At 62.2% G+C, this 20,581-nt stretch carries 19 protein-coding genes; 10 read left to right on the top strand and 9 right to left on the bottom strand.

Going from position 1 to position 20,581, the window contains the following annotated elements; all coding sequences use genetic code 11:
* Positions 1–83: 83 nt before the first annotated feature.
* The 4 genes from folE2 to J2W46_RS30215 all read right to left on the bottom strand — a co-directional run bounded on the left by folE2 (position 84) and on the right by J2W46_RS30215 (position 4,413).
* Positions 84–890 (bottom strand): GTP cyclohydrolase FolE2, encoded by an 807-nt coding sequence (gene folE2, locus J2W46_RS30230; protein ID WP_310358862.1) that lies wholly within the window; start codon positions 888–890, stop codon positions 84–86.
* A gap of 343 nt (positions 891–1,233) precedes the next feature.
* Entirely contained in the window at positions 1,234–3,141 is a 1,908-nt protein-coding gene (gene dxs, locus J2W46_RS30225; protein WP_310358859.1) for a 1-deoxy-D-xylulose-5-phosphate synthase, read from the bottom strand.
* An 85-nt stretch (positions 3,142–3,226) separates the two neighbouring features.
* Positions 3,227–4,108, bottom strand: coding sequence for a polyprenyl synthetase family protein (locus tag J2W46_RS30220; protein ID WP_310358856.1), 882 nt, complete (start codon positions 4,106–4,108; stop codon positions 3,227–3,229).
* Positions 4,105–4,413 (bottom strand): exodeoxyribonuclease VII small subunit, encoded by a 309-nt coding sequence (locus tag J2W46_RS30215; RefSeq protein ID WP_027779527.1) that lies wholly within the window; start codon positions 4,411–4,413, stop codon positions 4,105–4,107. Before J2W46_RS30215 ends, J2W46_RS30220 begins: the two co-directional genes overlap by 4 nt.
* Positions 4,414–4,700: 287 nt before the next feature.
* Here J2W46_RS30215 and J2W46_RS30210 point away from each other — a divergent pair, with 287 nt between their 5' ends.
* Complete coding sequence (locus tag J2W46_RS30210; RefSeq protein WP_020071004.1) at positions 4,701–5,807, top strand: aromatic ring-hydroxylating oxygenase subunit alpha; 1,107 nt, start codon at positions 4,701–4,703, stop codon at positions 5,805–5,807.
* Positions 5,808–5,967: 160 nt separating this feature from the next.
* The gene (locus tag J2W46_RS30205) at positions 5,968–6,837 is read left to right on the top strand and encodes a sulfurtransferase (RefSeq protein WP_204523793.1); all 870 of its coding nucleotides are present in this window, start codon (positions 5,968–5,970) and stop codon (positions 6,835–6,837) included.
* Between the two features lie 162 nt (positions 6,838–6,999).
* Here J2W46_RS30205 and J2W46_RS30200 read toward each other — a convergent pair whose 3' ends face one another.
* The 3 genes from J2W46_RS30200 to polA form a co-directional block, all read right to left on the bottom strand.
* A complete protein-coding gene (locus tag J2W46_RS30200) occupies positions 7,000–7,872 on the bottom strand; it encodes a dienelactone hydrolase family protein (RefSeq protein ID WP_088176538.1) in 873 nt (290 codons plus the stop codon).
* A gap of 88 nt (positions 7,873–7,960) precedes the next feature.
* Positions 7,961–9,307 (bottom strand): NAD(P)/FAD-dependent oxidoreductase, encoded by a 1,347-nt coding sequence (locus J2W46_RS30195; RefSeq protein ID WP_310358851.1) that lies wholly within the window; start codon positions 9,305–9,307, stop codon positions 7,961–7,963.
* A 155-nt stretch (positions 9,308–9,462) separates the two neighbouring features.
* On the bottom strand, positions 9,463–12,204 hold the full coding sequence (gene polA / locus J2W46_RS30190; protein WP_310358848.1) for a DNA polymerase I: 2,742 nt from the start codon (positions 12,202–12,204) through the stop codon (positions 9,463–9,465).
* Position 12,205: 1 nt separating this feature from the next.
* On the opposite strand from polA, the gene J2W46_RS30185 reads away from it, so the two are divergent.
* A complete protein-coding gene (locus J2W46_RS30185) occupies positions 12,206–12,949 on the top strand; it encodes an LOG family protein (RefSeq protein WP_310358845.1) in 744 nt (247 codons plus the stop codon).
* A 39-nt stretch (positions 12,950–12,988) separates the two neighbouring features.
* On the opposite strand, the gene J2W46_RS30180 is transcribed toward J2W46_RS30185, so the two are convergent.
* Positions 12,989–13,921 carry a transcriptional regulator GcvA gene (locus J2W46_RS30180; RefSeq protein ID WP_087752667.1) on the bottom strand — a complete coding sequence of 311 codons (933 nt, stop codon included), beginning with the start codon at positions 13,919–13,921 and terminating at the stop codon, positions 12,989–12,991.
* A 97-nt stretch (positions 13,922–14,018) separates the two neighbouring features.
* Between J2W46_RS30180 and J2W46_RS30175 the strand changes: the two genes are divergently transcribed.
* Positions 14,019–14,588, top strand: coding sequence for a chromate transporter (locus J2W46_RS30175; protein ID WP_027805094.1), 570 nt, complete (start codon positions 14,019–14,021; stop codon positions 14,586–14,588).
* Positions 14,585–15,112 carry a chromate transporter gene (locus tag J2W46_RS30170; protein ID WP_020071012.1) on the top strand — a complete coding sequence of 176 codons (528 nt, stop codon included), beginning with the start codon at positions 14,585–14,587 and terminating at the stop codon, positions 15,110–15,112. The genes J2W46_RS30175 and J2W46_RS30170 overlap by 4 nt, the downstream gene beginning before the upstream one ends.
* 75 nt (positions 15,113–15,187) lie before the next feature.
* Here the strand turns inward: J2W46_RS30170 and J2W46_RS30165 are convergent, their stop codons facing one another.
* Positions 15,188–16,714, bottom strand: a complete 1,527-nt coding sequence (locus J2W46_RS30165; RefSeq protein ID WP_020071013.1) for an AMP nucleosidase — start codon at positions 16,712–16,714, stop codon at positions 15,188–15,190.
* Positions 16,715–16,914: 200 nt separating this feature from the next.
* Here J2W46_RS30165 and J2W46_RS30160 point away from each other — a divergent pair, with 200 nt between their 5' ends.
* The 5 genes from J2W46_RS30160 (at position 16,915) to J2W46_RS30140 (ending at position 20,568) form a co-directional block, all read left to right on the top strand.
* Positions 16,915–17,310, top strand: a complete 396-nt coding sequence (locus J2W46_RS30160; RefSeq protein ID WP_020071014.1) for a hypothetical protein — start codon at positions 16,915–16,917, stop codon at positions 17,308–17,310.
* Between the two features lie 218 nt (positions 17,311–17,528).
* A complete protein-coding gene (locus tag J2W46_RS30155) occupies positions 17,529–18,524 on the top strand; it encodes a homoserine kinase (RefSeq protein WP_310358838.1) in 996 nt (331 codons plus the stop codon).
* Positions 18,515–19,324, top strand: a complete 810-nt coding sequence (locus J2W46_RS30150; protein ID WP_020071017.1) for a BPSS1780 family membrane protein — start codon at positions 18,515–18,517, stop codon at positions 19,322–19,324. Before J2W46_RS30155 ends, J2W46_RS30150 begins: the two co-directional genes overlap by 10 nt.
* Positions 19,325–19,524: 200 nt before the next feature.
* A complete protein-coding gene (locus J2W46_RS30145; RefSeq protein ID WP_310358833.1) occupies positions 19,525–19,977 on the top strand; it encodes a MarR family winged helix-turn-helix transcriptional regulator in 453 nt (150 codons plus the stop codon).
* A 171-nt stretch (positions 19,978–20,148) separates the two neighbouring features.
* Entirely contained in the window at positions 20,149–20,568 is a 420-nt protein-coding gene (locus tag J2W46_RS30140; RefSeq protein ID WP_020071019.1) for an organic hydroperoxide resistance protein, read from the top strand.
* Positions 20,569–20,581: the final 13 nt, after the last annotated feature.

The raw sequence follows: 20,581 nt of genomic DNA, 5'->3' as shown, positions 1-20,581 counted from the left end.
TCGCGAACCGCGCGTTACGCCAACAAAAAAGCCGCTTGTTCAGAGCGGCTTTTTTCATGCAATCAGGATTTCGAGGCAAAGCGTCAAACCAACCGCTTATCACGCTCGATCACAGCGTACGCGCTGTGATTGTGAATCGACTCGAAGTTCTCAGCTTCCAGCACGTATGCGACGATCCGCTCGTCCGCGTTCAGACGCCGCGCGACGTCGCGCACCAGATCTTCGACGAACTTCGGGTTTTCATACGCGCGCTCAGTCACGAATTTCTCGTCCGGACGCTTGAGCAAGCCCCACAGCTCACACGACGCCTCTTCCTCGGCGATACGGATCAGGTCTTCTACCGCGACCTCGCCCGCCAGTTCCGCGTTGATCGTCACATGCGAGCGTTGGTTGTGCGCGCCGTACTGCGAAATTTTCTTCGAACACGGACAAAGGCTCGTGACCGGCACGAGCACTTTCAGGAACAGACGGGTTTCGCCGTTACGCGTGTCGCCGGTCAGCGTCACTTCGTAGTCCAGCAGGCTCTGCACGCCGGACACCGGCGCGGTCTTGTTCACGAAGTAAGGGAACGACACTTCGATGCGGCCCGCCTCGGCCTCGAGTTTCGTGAGCATCGCGGCGAGCATCTTACGGAACGTGGCGGGTTCCAGCGGCGCCTTGTTCTCTTCGAGCAACGCGACGAAGCGCGACATATGCGTGCCCTTTTGCTCTGCGGGCAAATGCACGTCGAGATTCCATGTGCCGACCGTCGGCTGGGCCTCACCGCTTGGCGTGCGCACCGTCAGTGGATGGCGGACCGCCTTGACGCCGACCCGCTGAATTGGAATCTGGCGAGTATCGGGCGTGCTTTGCACGTCTGGCATCACAAAGGCGGGATTCATCTGATTCATGTTCTTGTCCTTTCAGGAAGACGCCGACCCGCCTCAGGCTTGTGGCTCCGCAGATAGCCCTGCGCCGGAGCAAATTCGCCGGCCTTTAAGGCTGCCCGTAACGGGCTTTGCGGAGCGACGGGGTCGGGAGTCCTCAGCGGCCGCGCGGAGCAGAAACCGCAACGGCAAACGCCGGCCCCTGCCGGCGTTCGATGATGAGCCACGCACGGGCCCATCGATTCAAGTTAGCGACTTCTATTGCCACCATGGCAACGGACGGCGCAATAAGCGGTGCCGGGCTTTACGGCGTGCCAGCCGATATGTTTTTTATCGCCTGGCTCGCCGACAAGCTACTCAACTCACCTTAAGCGACGCGCTTGACCGACGACTGGCCGGCCACGGCGCCGCTCGACAAAAAGCGTTCGCGAATCGACTTCGCAATGCCCGCGGCGTCGAGGCCGCACGCGGCGAGCAGCTTGGCCGGATCTCCGTGATCGATGAAGCGGTCGGGCAAGCCCAATTGCAGTACCGGCCGCGTAACCCCACTCGCGAGCAGGGCCTCGACGCATGCCGAGCCCGCACCACCCATCACGCAACCTTCTTCGACGGTGACGATGGCGTCATGCGTTTCAGCGAGTTGGCGCACGAGGTCAGCGTCGAGCGGCTTCACGAAACGCATGTTGGCCACGGTGGCGTCGAGTTGCTCGGCAGCTGCCAGAGACGGCGCGACCATCGTGCCGAACGCCAGTATCGCAATGCGCTTGCCCGCCGGTTGCGACGTTTCGCGGCGCACTTCGCCCTTGCCGACAGGCAGAGCAACCATTTGCTTGACGGTGGCCACGCCGGTGCCGGCGCCGCGCGGATAACGCACGGCCGTCGGACACGATTGCTGCAACGCCGTGTACAACATCTGGCGGCATTCGTTTTCGTCGGACGCGACCATTACCATCATGTTCGGGATGCAGCGCATGAACGCGAGGTCATAAGCACCTGCGTGCGTCGCGCCGTCCGCTCCGACCAGACCTGCGCGGTCGATCGCGAACACGACCGGCAGATTTTGCAGCGCGACGTCGTGGATCAGTTGATCGTAGGCGCGTTGCAGGAACGTGGAGTAAATCGCGACGACAGGCTTCATGCCCTCGGCCGCGAGACCACCAGCGAAGGTGACTGCGTGCTGCTCGGCGATACCCACGTCGAAGTAGCGGTCCGGGAAGCGCTTCTCGAACTCCACCATGCCGGAACCTTCACGCATGGCCGGCGTGATGCCGACCACGCGCGCGTCAAGTTCAGCCGCGTCGCAAAGCCACTCGCCGAACACCTGCGTGTAGGTTTTCTTGGACGGCGCGACAGCCGGCTTGATGCCTTCAGCGGGATTGAACTTGCCCGGGCCGTGATACAGCACCGGATCAGCCTCGGCGAGCTTGTAGCCCTGGCCCTTCTTGGTGACCACGTGCAGGAATTGCGGACCGCGCAGTTCCTTGATGTTTTGCAGCGTAGGGATCAGCGAATCGAGGTCGTGACCGTCGATCGGGCCGATATAGTTGAAGCCGAATTCCTCGAACAGCGTGGCCGGAACGATCATGCCCTTCGCGTGCTCTTCGAGCTTGCGGGCCAGATCGAGCATGGGCGGCGCGACGCGCAGCACGCGCTCGACGCCAGCACGCGCCGCGGCGTAAAAGCGGCCCGACATGAGACGCGCGAGATGGCGATTGAGCGCGCCGACCGGCGGCGAAATCGACATGTCGTTGTCATTCAGGATGACGAGCAGCGGCACGTCGTCTTCTACGCCGCCATTGTTCAATGCCTCGAAGGCCATGCCCGCCGTCATTGCGCCGTCGCCGATCACGGCGATGCCCATGCGGTTATCGCCCTGCAGCTTGCTGGCGACCGCCATGCCGAGTGCCGCCGAAATCGACGTGCTCGAATGCGCAGTGCCGAACGTGTCGTATTCCGACTCGTCGCGTTTAGGGAAACCGGAGATGCCGCCCAACTGGCGCAGCGTGTGCATTCTGTCCCGACGGCCCGTCAGGATCTTGTGCGGATACGTCTGATGGCCGACGTCCCACACGATGCGATCGTGCGGCGTGTCGAACACATAATGCAGAGCAATGGTCAACTCGACCGTGCCGAGGTTGGACGAAAGATGGCCGCCCGTCTGCGACACGCTGTCGAGCACAAAGGCGCGCAACTCGTCGGCAAGCGGTTGCAATTGGCGGCGATCGAGGCGGCGCAGGGCTGCCGGGTCGTCGATGGTTTTCAGCAAGTCGTACATCGTCGTTCCATTGTAGGAAAACTTACGCGCCCGCACTTCATACATGCGCCTGGTGGGGACGGCGCGCGGCGGCGGGCTTTCGCGTTCAGCTGACCCGGTTCACCACCAGATCTGCCAATTCGGCAAGACGCTGCGCGCGCGCGCCGAACGGCGCCAGCGCGGCGTGCGCGTCGCTGCGCAGCTGCGCCGCCAGCGAACGCGATGCGTCGAGCCCAATAATCGACACGTAGGTCGGCTTGCCGTCCTTCGCGTCTTTACCTGCTGTCTTGCCGAGCGTCGCCGAGTCGGTCGTGACGTCGAGAATATCGTCGACGACCTGAAACGCGAGGCCGACCGCGGCCGCGTATGCGTCGAGCGAACGCATGGCGTTCGCGTCCGGCGCTTCACCCGCCAGCGCGCCCATGCGCACCGCGGCGCGCAGCAACGCGCCGGTCTTCATGCGGTGCATGGTTTCGAGTTGCGTACGCGTGAGCGTGTGACCGACGCTTGCAAGGTCGATTGCCTGACCGCCGCACATGCCGATCGAACCGCTGGCAAGAGCCAGTTCGCGCACGAGCGCCGCCTGCTGCGCGGGCGCCAGAACCTCGGAAGTCAACGCGACGAACGCCTGCGACTGCAATGCGTCGCCGACCAGCAGTGCCGTGGCTTCGTCATATTTGACGTGTACCGTGGGTTTGCCGCGGCGCAGCGCGTCGTCGTCCATGCACGGCATGTCGTCGTGCACGAGCGAGTACACGTGGATCATTTCGAGCGCCGCCGCTGCTGCATCGAGACACGCGGCGCGCGCGCCGGTCAGCTCGCCTGCTGCATGGCACAGCAGCGGGCGAACCCGCTTGCCGCCGCCCAGCACGGCGTAGCGCATCGCCTCATGCAGCTTGGCCGGCTCCGTTGTTTCAGCCGGCAAGTAATGTTCGAGTGCCGTTTCGACGCGCTCGAGCACCGAGCGCGTCCATTGTTCGAATGTCATAGGTCGTCCCCGCTTTCAGTAGCGGCTGTTCCTGCGGTATTCACGGGCAGTGGCTTGAGCGTCTCGCCGTCGAGCACCCGCACCTGCTGCTCGACTTTCTCGAGCTGCTGCTGGCAAAACGCCACCAGAGCCGCGCCACGCCGATAGGCGGAGAGCGATTCTTCGAGGCTGAGATTGCCGCTTTCCATGCGCGCAACGAGCCCTTCAAGCTCTGCCTGCGCCGCCTCGTAGTTCTCAGGCAGCGGCGTGCTATCGACGCCTTCGGCCGGCGCCGCAGCAGTATCGTTCGACGCGGTCTTCGCCATGAATAGTCGCAAAATTAAAACAAGTCGGACATTCTACGGCAAAAGAGACAAATCCGACTCGCCAGCCGACCTTCGGGCCGCCTGTCCGCCCTTCGCCGCCCTGTCAGTCTCGCAGAAAAAAAACGATTGGTCTGCGGCGAAAAGGCCGAACTTTCTCGACATTTTTGACCCAAATCAGTGACTTAACTGTCCCAAGGAGGGGGAAACAGGTATAATCTTGGGCTCCCTAAATCGAATCTTCGATGGTTGGGTTGTTCACTGCTTTCACGTCTTCATCGGGAGTGGGAATGTCCAATCTGAGCAATGCATTGCAGTTGCGGTCTGTTCACAGCCAACTGCCAGTCACGGCTTACTTTGACGAAGCGCTTTTAACGCGCGAAATCGAAACCCTTTTCAGGAAAGGTCCTCGTTACGTCGGGCACGATCTCATGGTGCCGGAAGCGGGGAATTATTTTGCCTTGCCCAGCGAGAGCGAGGGGCGCGTGCTCGTTCGTAACCAGCAGTCGCAAGTCGAACTGCTGTCGAACGTGTGCCGCCACCGGCAGGCCATCATGCTCAACGGCCGCGGCCACGCGGAGAATATCGTCTGCCCGCTGCATCGCTGGACGTACGATCTGAACGGCCAGCTTCTCGGCGCTCCGCATTTCGCGGACAACCCGTGCCTGAACCTGGGCGCCACGCCGCTGCAGAACTGGCAGGGGCTGCTCTTCGAAGCGCAAGGCCGCAACGTCGCACGCGACCTGGCCAACCTCGGCACGAAACGACATTTCGACTTCTCGGGCTTCATGTTCGACCATGTCGAGGTGCACGAGTGCAACTACAACTGGAAGACCTTTATCGAGGTCTATCTGGAGGACTACCACGTCGCGCCATTCCATCCGGGACTCGGCAGCTTCGTCAATTGCGACGATCTCACGTGGGAATTCGGCGAGTGGTACAGCGTGCAAACGGTCGGCGTTCACAAGGACCTCGAGCAGCCGGGCAGTCCGACCTACCGCAAATGGCACGACGAAGTGCTGCGTTTCCGCGGCGGCACTCCGCCGGAGTTCGGCGCGATCTGGATGGTGTACTACCCCGGCATCATGATCGAATGGTATCCGCACGTGCTGGTCGTGTCGTGGCTGATTCCGCGCGGTCCGCAGAAGACCACGAACGTGGTCGAGTTCTATTACCCTGAGGAAATTGCGCTGTTCGAGCGTGAGTTCGTCGAAGCGGAACGTGCCGCCTATATGGAAACGGCTCGCGAAGACGACGAAATCGCCGAACGCATGGACGCCGGTCGCCGCGCGCTAATGGAGCGCGGCGAATCACAGGTCGGCCCATACCAGAGCCCAATGGAAGACGGCATGCAGCACTTCCACGAGTTCCTGCGGCGCGAGCTCGGCACGATCTGATTGCGGCCTCGCTGCAACTCACTTGCGTTTGCATCAACACACGGAAAGACGGGCTTCGGCCCGTCTTTTTTTGTTTAGACTAACGAGGTAGCCCGGCCATCCGGTCGCGTCACGAGACCGCCGGCAACGGAGCCGCCATCGCCCGCATCGAGGAGACGTCATGCCCCACACTCACTACACCACTTTGATCTCTGCGACGAATCTCGCCGAACGACTCGCCGAGGCGCCGGGCAGCGTGTTCGTCATCGACTGCCGCTTTGATCTGGCCGACCCGGAATCCGGTGAAAAAGCCTACCTCGCAGGGCATCTGCCCGGCGCGCATTATCTGCATCTGGACCGCGATCTGTCCGGGCCGAAGAACGGTACGAACGGGCGCCATCCGTTGCCCGATCGTGCACGGCTCGTTGAAACGCTGGAATCGCGCGGGTTGAAGCAAGGCCAGCAAGTCGTCGCCTACGACGCGCAAGGCGGCATGTACGCCGCGCGCGCCTGGTGGCTGCTGCGCTGGCTCGGCCACGACGCGGTGGCGTTGCTCGACGGCGGCCTGCAAGCGTGGGAAGCCGCCGGTCAGCCGTTGACGCAGGACGTGCCGCCGCAAAATACCGGCGACTTCAAAGCGGGCGCCCCGCTTTCCGTCACCGTCGACGCAAACATGGTCGAGCGCAATCTCGGTTCTAAAGAGCGCGTGGTGGTCGACGCGCGCTCGGCCGATCGCTATCGCGGCGAGAACGAGACGCTGGATGCGGTGGGCGGGCACATTCCGGGCGCGCTCAATCGCTTCTTCAAGGACAACCTGACGGCTGACGGCCGCTTCAAGCCGGCTCATACCCTGCGCGACGAGTTCACCGCACTACTCGGCGATACGCCGCCGGAACATGTCGTCCTGCAATGCGGCTCGGGCGTGACGGCGTGCGTCAATGCGCTGGCGATGGAAGTCGCCGGTCTGCACGGTGCAGCGCTCTACGCGGGCTCCTGGAGCGAATGGAGTTCTGATCCGAAGCGGCCCGTCGCAACCGGCCCGAATCCCTAAGCGAAGCAAAGCGCCGCCAGGAAAGCCGAAGGCCGTTGCCGCTCACGAGCGGCAACGGCCTTTTTATGTGTTGTATGCGGCGGGGACCGGGCGGCCCCAAGCTCACGCGCGGCGCAGAAGCAGAAGCCGCACTGTCAAAGCTCAAAGCTCGAAGCCCGAAGCTCAAACCACTCCGCGCTGCCTGAACCACGCCAGCGTCCGACGCCAGCCGTCTTCCGCGTCGGCCTTCTTGTAGCTCGGCCGGTAGTCCGCGAAAAACGCGTGGCCCGCATCGTCGTACACAACGAATTGCGAACCGCGCGCTACCTGCGGCCCTTGCGCAATCGCCTGCTTCATCTGCTCGAGCGAGTCCTGCGGAATGCTTTGGTCCTGCAACCCGTAGAGACCGAGCACCGGCGCATGCAGATCCGCCACGCGGTCGAGCGGGTTCGTGGGTGTAGTCGCCGTGCGATCGCCGGTAACACGTCCATACCACGCAACCGCTGCCTTGAGCCGCGGATTGTGCTCTGCGTACAGCCACGCGATGCGCCCACCCCAACAGAAGCCCGTCACGCCCAGCCGGTTCAGATCGCCGCCATGCTCGCCGGCCCACGCGACTGTCACGTCGAGATCGGCCATGGCCTGTTCGTCCGGCACCTTGCTCAAGATCTGCTGACTGATTTGCTGGATGGTCGGAAGCGCCATCGGATCGCCTTCGCGGACAAACAGATCCGGCGCGATCGCCAGATAGCCGAGCTTGGCGAAACGCCGGCACACGTCGGCGATATGCTCGTGCACGCCGAACGCCTCATGAATGACGATGATCACCGGCAGATGCGTCTTGCCCTTCGGCTGCGCGCGATAGGCCGGCACGAGCGTGCCGCCTGAACGCACGGCGATCTCGCCGGCTTCGAGACCTTCGCTGTCGGTATGGATGGTTTGCGCCGACACGGGCAACACGGCGGCAGCAAATCCAGTGCCGATCGCGGCCTTGATGAAAGTGCGCCGGTTGAAGGGAACGTGCGGGACCAGGCTGTCGACATCGGGATTCAGCATGCGGGCGCTCCTCGTTGAACGGTGGAGGCAACAGGATACGCCTCGCGCGTGTCCTGTTGCAGATGCAACCTCTTCGCGAGGCGCGCCTTCAGTGCAGCTTGACCCGCGGTAACGTGGTGCGCCGCAGCCAGTGCGCAAACGTGTCGAGCACCATTCGGGCGTAGCCGTGTAGCGCGGCAATATGCAGCCGGTACAGCGACATGTACATGAAACGCGCGAACAGTCCTTCGATCAGCATATTGCCGCCGATCACGCCGCCCATCAGATTGCCGACCGCGCTGAAGTGACCGAGCGACACGAGCGAGCCGAAGTCGCGATACGTGAATTCCGGCAGCGGCCTGTTTTCAAGCCGCGCCGCGAGCGCTTTCAGCAGAAAACTGGCCTGTTGATGCGCGGCCTGCGCGCGCGGCGGTACATTCCTTTCGTTGCCGGGCCAAGGGCAGGCAGCGCAATCGCCAAGCGCGAAGACGTTGTCGTCGATCTCGGTTTGCAGCGTGCGGCGCACGTTGAGCTGGCCGAGGCGGTTGACCGGCAAGCCGTCGAGCTGGCTCAGAATAGCGGGCGCCTTGATACCTGCCGCCCACACCGTCAGATCGGCACGCACGGTTTTTCCGCTCGCGGTGCGGATGATGCCGGGCGCGACCTCGGCCACGGTCTCGCTCGTCATGAGCTTTACGCCGAGCTTGGTGAGCAGCTCGGCGGTGGCCGTCGACACACGTTCCTGCAGAGCCGGCAAAATGCGCGGCCCTGCCTCGATCAACACAATGCCCACGTCGTGCCGAGGATCGAGCTTGTGCAGACCATACGCGGACAACACCTGAGCCGTATTGCGCAACTCCGCGGAGAGTTCGACGCCCGTCGCGCCGCCGCCGACAATCGCCACCTGAATGCGCGGCTCGGACGAAGGCGACGTGCCCAGTCCGGATTCGACCGGCTCGTGCGCCTGATGCTCGGCCCGCATGCAAGCCGCGATAAGGCGCTTGCGGAAGCGCTCGGCCTGGCTCACGGTGTCGAGTGCCAGAGAGAACTCGGGCGCGCCTTTCACGCCGAAGAATGCCGTCGTGCTGCCGATCGCGATGATCAGCGTGTCGTATTCGAGCTGGCGTTCGGGAAGGAGTTCGGCGCCGTCGTCGTCGAGCACTGTGCCAAGGGTAAGACGCCGGTTCGCGCGGTCGAGGCCCGTCAGTTCGCCCTGCTGGAACTCGAAGCCATGCCAGCGCGCTTGCGCGGCATATTCGAGTTCCTGCGTGAACGGGTCCATACTGCCGGCCGCCACTTCGTGCAGCAGCGGCTTCCAGATGTGCGTCGGATTGCGGTCGACGAGCGTGACCTGAGCCCGCGTACCGGTTTTGTTCTTGTGACCATAGCGATCGCCTAAGCGAGTTGCCAGTTCCAGTCCTCCTGCGCCTCCGCCAACGACGATAAACCGATGCATTGAACTCTCCGTATTTGCCAATGGGTTGTGCGTCGTGATCGCGCGCGAGAGGCACGCGTCTTTACCGATTGTCCGCGAGCATCATGGTTTGTCACAAGCCGCCAATACGCATATGTGACATGCACACGACGATATCGCGCGCCGTCACACAGGCGTCAATTCGCTTCCTCCCAGTTGAGGCCCGCGCCCACTTCGGCGACCAGCGGGACTTTCAGCGCGGCGACACCGCACATCAACTCGGGCAGACGCTGGCGCACTTCGGACAGTTCCGCGTCCGGCACTTCGAGAATGAGTTCGTCGTGCACCTGCATGATCATGCGGGTGCCGATCCTGGATTGTTCGATCCACTTCTGCACCGCGATCATCGACAACTTGATCAGATCGGCAGCCGTACCTTGCATTGGCGCGTTAATGGCCGCGCGCTCCGCGGCCTGGCGGCGCGGACCATTGCCGCCGTTGATTTCCGGCAGCCACAGCCGGCGGCCGAACACCGTTTCGACATAACCCTTCGCCTTCGCGCTCAGACGCGTTTCGTCCATGTAGCGAGCGACGCCCGGATAGCGTGCGAAATAGCGGTCGATATAGAGCTTCGCGGCGTCGCGCGTAATGCCCAGGTTCGACGCGAGGCCGAACGAACTCATGCCATAGATCAGACCGAAGTTGATGACCTTCGCCACGCGCCGTTGATCGTTCGACACTTCGAGCGGCGTCACGCTGAAAATCTCGGCCGCAGTCGCGCGGTGAATGTCTTCCCCTTGGGAGAACGCGCGCAGCAACGATTCGTCGCCGGAAATGTGCGCCATGATGCGCAGTTCGATTTGCGAGTAATCCGCTGAGACGAGCTTGTGCCCCGGCGGCGCAATGAAGGCCTCGCGAATACGGCGGCCTTCGCCGGTGCGCACCGGAATGTTTTGCAGGTTCGGATCGTTCGACGCAAGGCGCCCCGTGACAGCAACGGCCTGCGCGTAATTCGTGTGCACGCGACCGGTTGTTGCGTTGACCATGCGCGGCAGCTTGTCGGTGTAGGTCGACTTGAGCTTCGACAAGCCGCGGTGTTCCAGCAGGATTTTAGGCAGCGGATAATCTTCCGCGAGCTTCTGAAGGACTTCTTCGTCAGTGGACGGCGCGCCGCTCGGTGTCTTCTTCACGACTGGCAATTCGAGTCTCTCGAAGAAGATCTGACCGATCTGCTTCGGCGAGCCGAGATTGAATTCGCCGCCGGCGAGCACATACGCCTCGCTCTCCAGCTGGATCAGACGCGCGGCGATTTCGCTGCTTTGCTGACGCAGTTTTTCCGCGTCGATCAGAACGCCGGTACGCTCCATCTTGCGCAGCACGCGCGACGTGGGCACTTCGATGTCGCGATAGACATGCTCGAGCGCCTCTTCCGCAGCAAGCTGCGGATACAGTGCCTGATGCAGACGCAATGTCACGTCGGCGTCTTCCGCCGCATATTCGGCGGCTTTGTCCAGCGCGACTTCGTCGAAACCGATTTGCTGGGCACCCTTGCCCGCGACGTCTTCGTACTTGATCGTTTTGATGCCGAGATGGCGCAACGCAAGGTTGTCCATGTCATGCGGACGATGCGACTCCAGCACGTACGATTGCAACAGCGTGTCGTGTTCGACGCCGCGCATCTCGATACCGTAATTGGCCAGCACCTGCTCGTCGTACTTCAGATGCTGACCGACCTTCTTGTGCTCCGCGCTTTCAAGCCACGGCTTGAGCCTCGCAAGCACTTCGTCGCGCGGCAGTTGCACGGGCGCGTCGGGGCCGCGATGCGCGAGCGGCACATAAGCGGCATGACCCGCTTCTACCGACAGGGACAGACCCACGATTTGCGCGGTCATTGGATCGAGCGACGTGGTTTCGGTATCGAACGAAGTCAGTTCAGCTGCGTTGATTTTTTGCAGCCACGCGTCGAACTGTTCCCACGTTTGCACGGTTTCATAGTGGCGTTCGTGATCGACGCTGAGCGCGGGCGGCACGTCGGTTTCCGGCCCTTCGACCGCATCGGCAATTTCGACCTCGCGCAGCCAGGTCTTGAACCCGTGACGCGTGAAGACATCGCGCAATTCTTCGCGCGATTCGGGCCGGCTCTGCAAATTCTCCTCAATCGACGTGAGATGCCCGGTCAGATCGCAATGACGCTCCACGGTGACGAGCTTGCGCGCCATCGGCAGAAAATCCAGAGCACGTCGCAGATTGTCTCCTACCGCACCTTTGATCTCGTCTGCATGTGCGACGATGCCATCAAGCGACTCGAATTGCGACAGCCATTTGAGCGCGGTTTTCGGCCCGCATTTCTCGACGCCGGGCACGTTGTCGACGGTATCGCCGATCAACGACAGGTAGTCGACAATGCGCTCCGGGGGGACGCCGAACTTCGCAAGAACGCCGGCGCGGTCGAGTTTTTCGTTGGTCATCGTATTGATGAGGGTGACATGATCCGACACGAGCTGCGCCAGATCCTTGTCCCCGGTCGACACGATCACGTTCATGCCACGCTTTTCCGCCTCGGTGGAAAGCGTGCCGATCACGTCGTCGGCTTCCACGCCGTCGATCATCAGAAGCGGCCAGCCGAGTGCACGCACGGCCACATGAATTGGCTCGATCTGCCGCGAGAGATCGTCCGGCATGGATGGCCGATTCGCCTTATAGTCGGGATACCAGTCGTCGCGAAACGTTTTGCCCTTGGCGTCGAACACGCACGCGCTATACTCTGCTGTGACTTCCTTGCGCATGCGCCGCAGCATGTTGATCATCCCGTAGAGCGCACCTGTGGGACCACCATCGGGCCCGCGCAGATCAGGCATCGCATGGTAGGCCCGGTACAGATAACTCGAACCGTCGACCAATAGCAGGGTCTTACCTTCAAGGCTTCGTTCTTCAGGCATTATGACTAAGAGAAAAGTGATTCCGAGTCTGCGATCACTCGCAGATCAAGAGCGCGCAACGGCAAAAAAGGCCCGCGCATCGTGGCAGATGTTCACGATTATGGCAGAGTTTATCGAGGCGACCGAGTACCTCTCGGAGATCCGCCCCGCTGTCAGCATCTACGGTTCAGCGCGCCTGAAACCCAGCTCGCCGTACTACAAACTCGCCACGCAAATTGCCCGCAAGCTCTCCGATGCAGGCTTCGCCGTGATCTCCGGCGGCGGCCCAGGCATCATGGAAGCCGCAAATAAAGGCGCTCATGCAGGCAAGGCGCCTTCGGTCGGGTTGAATATCGAGTTGCCGCATGAGCAGTCCGGTAACCAGTGGCAAGACATCTCGCTGCGCTTCCGTCATTTCTTCACGCGCAAGGTTACGTTCGTGAAGAATTCAGATGCCGTGATCGTGATGCCCGGTGGCTTCGGCACGCTCGACGAACTCGCGGAAGTACTTACGCTCATTCAAACCAAGAAGTCGCGTCACGTGCCGATCATTCTGGTGGGCGCAGAGTTCTGGGAAGGTCTGCTTGCGTGGTTCAAGAACTCGCTCACGCCTATGGGCCTCATCAATCCGACGGACATCGACCTGATGCAGGTGATCGACGGCCCGGACCAGGTGCTCGAAGCGGTGCTCAAGTTCTACGAAGATCGCGAAGGCGCTGAGCCGCAGCCCACCAAGTCGGAAGAAGACCGCATGTTCTATCTGTAACGTGCGAATGCAGCGCTCGCGCGCTGCATTACTGCTGGATCACTCATTCAAGCGGGCGGCCTCGGGGCTGCCCGTTTGCGTTTGCGCCTGATCGGTCTGATCGCCTTGCGCCTGCAACCATTCGCAGAATTGCGCGACGAGCGGCGCATGGGCGACCTCTCTTCTTGCCACCCACCAATAGCCGCGCGCGTCGATGCGCGGCGCCGCCAGCGGCATCACGAGGCGGCCGGACGCGAGTTCGTCGGCAAGTAACGGCAGCGGGCCCAGCGCCACGCCGAGTCCATCCACTGCGGCCTGCAAGGCCAGATAGAAGTGATCGAACGATTGCTTCTTCCGGCATTTCGCCGTCACGCCCGCGGCCGACAACCAGTTGCCCCAGGCATCGGGCCGCGTGTCGGAATGCAGGAGAACGTGTCGCGCGAGGTCGTCCGCCGTGTTGATCGGCGAGCGCTGCAGTAGCGCGGGACTGCACACCGGAAGCTCGCTCTCGCCAAGAAAGTGGCCGCTCACACAGTTTGGCCAGTGAGCGGGGCCTCGCCTCACCGCAACATCGAAGCTATCCAATGTTTCGACCGGCGCGTTCGACGTCGCCAATCGCAATTCGACGTTCGGCACCTTGCGCTGGAATTGATGCAGGCGCGGCAGCAGCCATTTCATCGCGAACGTGGGCAGCGCATTCACCCGCAGCACGTGAACCACGCCGGTGTCGCGTAATTGATCGGTGGCGTGCGCGATGCTGTCGAACGCGGCCTGCACGGTGGACAGGTAGCGGCGGCCAGCCGTCGTCAGGCGCACGCGCTTGCCGTGACGCTGGAACACCTGCACGCCGAGCCACGACTCGAACGCCGCGACTTGCCGGCTGATTGCACCGTGCGTCACATGCAGTTCGTTCGCCGCAGCAGTGAAGCTTTCGTGCCGCGCCGCGGCTTCAAAGGCGCGCAGCGCGGGAAAAGGAGGAAGATTACGGGCCATGCTTGTGATTGTAGATCACAAAGACGCGCGCAAAAATCGTTTTGCCGCATGGCATTTCGGCGCTAACCTCTTGAGCTTGAACGGAAAGCGAAGCGCCATGGACCACAATCTCACCTCACTCGACTCCGCCGCAGGGCCGAGGCCCACTCTGCGGGAAATTTTCAGCGGTTTTCTGGGCTTGGGACTCATCTCATTTGGCGGAGCACTGCCGCTCGCGCGCCGCGCGCTTGTCGAGCAACGCCGCTGGCTGAACGCGGAAGACTTCACCGATCTGCTGGGGCTTTGCCAGTTTCTGCCGGGCGGCAATGTGATCAATCTCTCAGTAGCCGTCGGCATGCGCTTTCGCGGAATCCCGGGCGCGCTCGCTGGATTGCTCGGCTTGATCGCCGGACCGTCGCTGGTGGTGATCGGTCTTGGCGTGTTATACGAGCGCACGCAGGACGACCCGCATGTGCGTCATCTATTTGCGGGACTCGCGGCGGCCGCAGCGGGGCTTCTGATTTCGATGGCCGTAAAAATCGTGCTGCCGCTGCGCAATAAACCGATGGCCGCGCTCATCGCCGCCCTCGGCTTCGTTGCTATCGCGATCATGCGGCTACCGCTGTTGCCCACCATGCTTGTGCTGACGCCGCTCAGCATCTACGTTGCATCGAGGAGCGCACAATGAACGACACGCTCGTTTCTCTCGCCATCATTTTCAGTCAGCTTTCGCTGCTCGCATTCGGCGGCGGCAACACCATTCTTCCGGAGATGCAGCGTCAGGTGGTCGAGGTGCATCACTGGATGCCGGCCAGCGAATTCAGTGCGCTATTCGCGCTTGCCCAAGCCGCGCCGGGGCCCAACCTGATGATCGTGACACTGATTGGATGGCACGTGGCCGGCTGGCCTGGCATGCTGGTGACGTCGATCGCGAAGTTCGGGCCGTCGTCGATCGTGACCATACTCGCGCTCCACGCGTGGGACCGCTTCAAGGACCGGCCGTGGCGGCGTTATGCGCAGTTGGGGCTGGTGCCGGTTACGGCAGGCATCGTCGCAGCGAGCGCGGCGCTGATCGCGGAAGCGTCGGATTCGACGGCGATTGCGTGGGCAGTCACGGCGGCCACCGCCGCAATCGCATTGAAGACGCGCATTCATCCGCTATGGCTGCTGGCCGCCGGAAGCTTGATCGGGCTGACCGGCTTTGGGCAGTAGACGCATCGGTTGATGTCCTTGCTCTTCCGCCGATCGCAGCCGCCGGCGGAAGAACCGACCGACCTAACACTCCGTTTACTGAAACGCCACCTCTGCAAAGCTGCGCAGCTTGCGACTATGCAAACGATGCAGCCCGTTCTCGCGCAAAAGCTCCATGGCTTTCACGCCGATCTGCAGATGCTGGTCGACCTGCGCGCGATAGAACTGATCGGCCATGCCCGGCAACTTCAGCTCGCCGTGCAGCGGCTTGTCGGACACGCATAACAAGGTGCCGTAAGGCACGCGGAAGCGGAATCCGTTTGCTGCAATGGTCGCGCTTTCCATGTCGAGCGCGATTGCGCGGCTTTGCGACAGCCGCTGAACCGGCTCACGGTGATCGCGCAACTCCCAGTTGCGGTTGTCCACACTCGCGACAGTGCCCGTGCGCATAACCCGTTTGAGTTCCACGCCGTCAAGCCGCGTGACTTGCGCGACCGCGCGCTCCAGCGCAACCTGCACTTCGGCAAGCGCCGGAATCGGGACCCACAGCGGCAGATCGGCGTCGAGTACGTGATCTTCGCGCACGTAGCCGTGCGCGAGCACATAGTCGCCGAGGCGCTGCGTGTTGCGCAGGCCCGCACAGTGGCCCAGCATGATCCACGCATGCGGACGCAGCACGGCGATGTGATCGGTGATGGTCTTCGCGTTCGACGGCCCGACGCCGATGTTGATCATCGTGATGCCGCTGCCGTCCGCGCGCTTCAGGTGATACGCGGGCATCTGCGGCAGACGCGGCGGCGCCGTGCCTTCCTGGGCCTGCTCACCGAGATTCTCGTTGTACATGACTACGTCGCCCGGTTCGACAAACGACGTGTATTCGCTGCGATAGGCGCGCAATTCCTCGTCGTCTGTATGGGCCATCATGGTGCGGCCAAGTTTGACGAATTCGTCGATATAAAACTGGTAGTTCGTGTACAGCACGTAGTTCTGGCAATGCGTGGGCGAAGTCGCCGTGTAGTGCTTCAGCCGATGCAGCGAGAAATCCACGCGCGCCGCCGTGAACAGCGCGAGCGGATGCGGCTCGCCCGCCAGCGGCTCATACGTGCCGTTGACGATACGGTCGTCGAGCAGCGCCAGGTCGGGCGTGTCGAACACGTCGCGCATCAGGAAGAGGCGCTCGCGATCCAGATCGCCTTCGAGGTGAATGCCCTCGGCAAACGCAAAATGAATGGGGATTGGCTGATTCGACACGCCAACTTCGATCTTCACGTGATGGTTTTTAGCGAGCAGACGCAACTGCTCACGATAGTAGTTGCCGAACAGATCGGGGCGCGTAACCGTTGTCTCGAACACGCCGGGGCCCGCGACAAAACCGTACGAGCGGCGCGAGTCGATATGCGTGTTGACTTCGGTGCAGACGCGCACGAACGGGTAGCAAGCACGTACCCGGCGTTCGAACAGCTCGTTGCGGCGATAGCGCGCGAAGGCGTCGCGCAAGAAAGACGTGTTGGCTTCGTAAATGGCCGACAGGCGTGTGACGGCCTCGGCGGCGTCGTCAAAGGATTCGGTCGGGAAGCTGTTGGCGGGAGTTTGCACCGCGCGTTGATTGGTATCGTTGTTCATCTTCATTCGCCTCTATTGATGAGACGACATTACCACGGAACCCATGATCGCCAAATGACGTCGAGGCGAGCGCGGCACGCGCCGCCGGGAGCCCAGCGAGATTGCGGGCGCGCTGCGCGAAAGCGGCGCAAAATAAGGCGATTGCGCCCGTGGCAGAAGCTGGATTTGCTAGAATCGGGGCACCATTCCGGAGAATCACCATGAAGCCGCTCCTTCCCGTCGCCGTTGCACTGGCCCTTGCCTTTGGCAACGCCGCGATGGCTGCCCAGCCTGTCGACGACACTCCGCCCCCGGGCGCCCCGCAGTCCGCCAACGAACGCGCCGGCCTGCCCGACCTGGAGAAGATCAACCGGCCGGCAGCCGAGGTCAGCTCGAAGGTGGAAATCAACGTCCCGCGCACGCCGAGCTTCCACGAGCGCAGCGGGAACGGCACGGAAATCACTGAATACCGCGACAAAGGCAAGCCTGTCGAAATCAACGTCCGCTCGAACCTTGGCACGCGCTACCAGATGAGCGCGCCGCTCGATACGTCGCCCACCGTGCGCGACAACGGACGCGCGAGCACGCGTCTGCCCTCGGTGAACCTGAGGTACTGATGCCTGGCGGGGCGCCGGCGCCGCTCCTGATCAATGCCCTGCGCCGGCGCGCGTCGTCGGTGCTGTGAGCTTGAATTCCACATCGCGCGGCGGTGCGCCGAGCTTCGCAACCGTTCCACCGACCTGCCTGAACGCGCGCTCCACACTGCTTTCACCACCGCACGTAGCCCGCTGGCCGCATCGCGCCAGCCCGACCAACCTGACCTGACGTTTCCCGCATGGCTGTCTTCACCGCTGTCACCGAATCCCAACTAGCAGACTGGATGCGCCATTACGATCTCGGCGAAGTCGTCGAATTTCGCGGCATTACGTCCGGCATCGAAAACAGCAACTTTTTTCTCACGACCACCCGCGGCGAATACGTCCTCACCATTTTTGAAAAGCTCACGGCCGCGCAGTTGCCGTTCTATCTGAACCTGATGCGCCATCTTGCGGAGCACCGCGTACCCGTGCCGGACCCTATGCCGCGCGAGGACGGGTCGCTGTTCGGCATCCTGCACGGCAAGCCGGCCGCTATCGTGACGAAGCTCGAAGGCGCGCCGGAACTGGCGCCGGGCGTCGAACATTGCATCGAAGTCGGACAGATGCTTGCGCGCATGCATCTCGCCGGGCGCGATTACACCGGCTATCAGCCGAACCTGCGTAGCCTGCCGTGGTGGAAGGAAACGGTGCCGACCATCCTGCCGTTTCTTGAAGGCGAGCAGCGTGACTTGCTGTCGTCCGAACTCGCGTATCAGGAGGCGTTCTTTGCGTCGGCAGATTACGCGGCGCTGCCTGAGGGACCCTGTCACGCCGACCTGTTCCGCGACAACGCCATGTTCGCGCATGCCGCGCCGGGAACCGGTCACGAAGTACGTCTCGGCGGCTTCTTCGATTTTTACTTCGCCGGCTGCGACAAGTGGCTGTTCGACGTCGCGGTCACCGTCAACGACTGGTGCGTCGACCTCGCCACGGGCAAGCTCGACGAGGCGCGCACCGAAGCCATGCTGCGCGCGTATCAAACGGTGCGTCCTTTTACCGTCGAAGAAAACCGTCATTGGGGCGACATGCTGCGGGCGGGCGCGTACCGTTTCTGGGTCTCGCGCCTGTATGATTTTCATTTGCCGCGCGCGGCCGAACTGCTTAAACCGCACGATCCCGGCCATTTCGAACGCATTCTGCGCGAGCGCCTGTCCGGCGTCGCACTTCCAGGCATTCACACCTCATGCAACTGATCGAAGTTCCCGCGAAAACCGGCTATGTATGGTTCCGGCAAGGTATCTGGCTGTTCCGCAAGAATCCGCTCGCGTTTCTCACGCTGTTTTTCACCTATTTGCTGGTGATGACGCTGGTTGCGCAAATCCCGCTGATCGGCAGCGTGTTGCCGCTCGCGTTCATTCCAGGCGTCGCCGTCGGCTTCATGGCCGCATGCCGCAATACGATCGCGGGCAAGCCCGTCTTTCCGACAATCCTCGTGGATGGCTTCCGTTCGTACGGACCAGTGGTCGCCCGGCGGCTGATCGTGCTCGGCGTGTTCTACGTAATCGCAATGGCGGTGGTGCTCGCGGGTTCGGCACTCGCCGACGGCGGCATGTTGCTGAAGGTGATGCTTGGAGCGGGCGCGGCAATGGACCCTCAGGCAGTCGCCAACAGCAATATGCCGCTCGCCGTGGTTACGGCCTTTGCGTTCTACATTCCGGTGGCCATGCTGTTCTGGTTCTCGCCCATTCTTGCGGCATGGCACGATGTACCGCCCGTCAAGGCGATGTTCTTCAGCCTCGTCAGTTGCTGGCGAAATCGCGGCGCATTCATCGTGTTCGGCGCACTGTGGTTTGCCGTGGCAATGATAGTGTCGCTCGGCTTGTCGGCATTGATGCAGGCGCTCGGCGCGGGTGACTTCGCGTTCGCCGTGCTGATGCCCGCCACGATGATCGTCACGACCATGCTGTATTGCTCGTTCTACGCGACATATCGCGGCTGCTACGGCGTGCAGACTCCGCAAACGCCTGATCTGCCGACTACACCGGCAGCCTGAGGCCTTACGCCGGGCGCCAGGCGCCAATCGCCGCTCGCGGCGCGGGCGCTCTGTTGCTTGTTTGGCGGCGCTGCGTCCACCGCGGCGCCTGCTTCTCGTAGTCCGCCTTTACATCTCATAGTCGTCAATGTGCGCCGATTTGCGGCACAATGGTTTGCACTCAATCTATTTGCGTGCACTCCTTTGACACGAGATGCATCATGACCCAGCGCCCCGCTTTGCCCTTCACGCTCGACGAGCAACTGTGCTTCGCCCTCTACTCCACGTCGCTGGCGATGACCAAGGCCTACAAGCCGCTTCTCGACAAGCTCGGTCTCACGTATCCGCAATATCTGGCGATGCTGGTGCTATGGGAAAGCGACGACGTCACGGTCAAGCGTATGGCCGCGCGCCTGAACCTCGATTCGGCAACTGTCACGCCCCTGCTCAAGCGCCTCGAGACGCAAGGTCTGGTGGAACGGGTGCGGGGAGTGGAAGACGAACGTCTCGTCTACGTTCGGCTCACCAAGGCCGGCGCAGCGCTCAAGCGTCAGGCCCGCGAGGTGCCCGCCGAAATCTTTTGCGCCACGCAACAGACGCCCGAATTCCTGCTGCGTTTGCGCGACGATCTGACTCGCCTGCGCACCACGCTTAACGACTACATGGATAACTAGACGCGCCGGTGCAAACGCTGGCTATCGACGCCATGCAAAATTTCATTTGTACACAAATGATTTGTGTACTATATTTATCACATGCCGCTTCACTGGCACCGCGCCACAACGGCAGGTAGCGTGAAGCGGCAACATGCAGATCTTCCCAAACCCAGATCAAGGAGCAGCGCGATGAACATCCTCTACAAAGCAAGTGCAACGAGCACCGGTGGCCGCGACGGCCGTGCAGTATCGTCGGACAATGCGTTGGACGTTAAGCTCGCTGCGCCGCGCGAATTGGGCGGCAACGGCGCAGCCGGCACGAACCCTGAGCAGTTGTTCGCCGCTGGCTATTCGGCATGTTTTCTCAGCGCAATGAAGTTTGTCGCGGGTCAGCACAAGCAGACGCTGCCTGCCGATACTCAGGTCACCGCAGAAGTCGGCATCGGTCCGAACGACAAGGGCGGCTTCGCACTGGACATCGATCTTCGCATCTCGCTGCCGGGTCTGGATGCAGATGCAGCTAAAGAACTGGTCGACGCCGCTCACCAGGTTTGCCCGTACTCGAACGCTACGCGCAACAACGTCGCAGTTCGTCTGCAAGTCGCGTAAGCTGCCAGGTCGG

The organism is Paraburkholderia strydomiana (assembly GCF_031456815.1).
Lineage (GTDB): Bacteria > Pseudomonadota > Gammaproteobacteria > Burkholderiales > Burkholderiaceae > Paraburkholderia > Paraburkholderia caledonica.
Note: the sequence above shows the minus strand (reverse complement) of the source record. Positions and strands in the feature narration are given on the sequence as shown.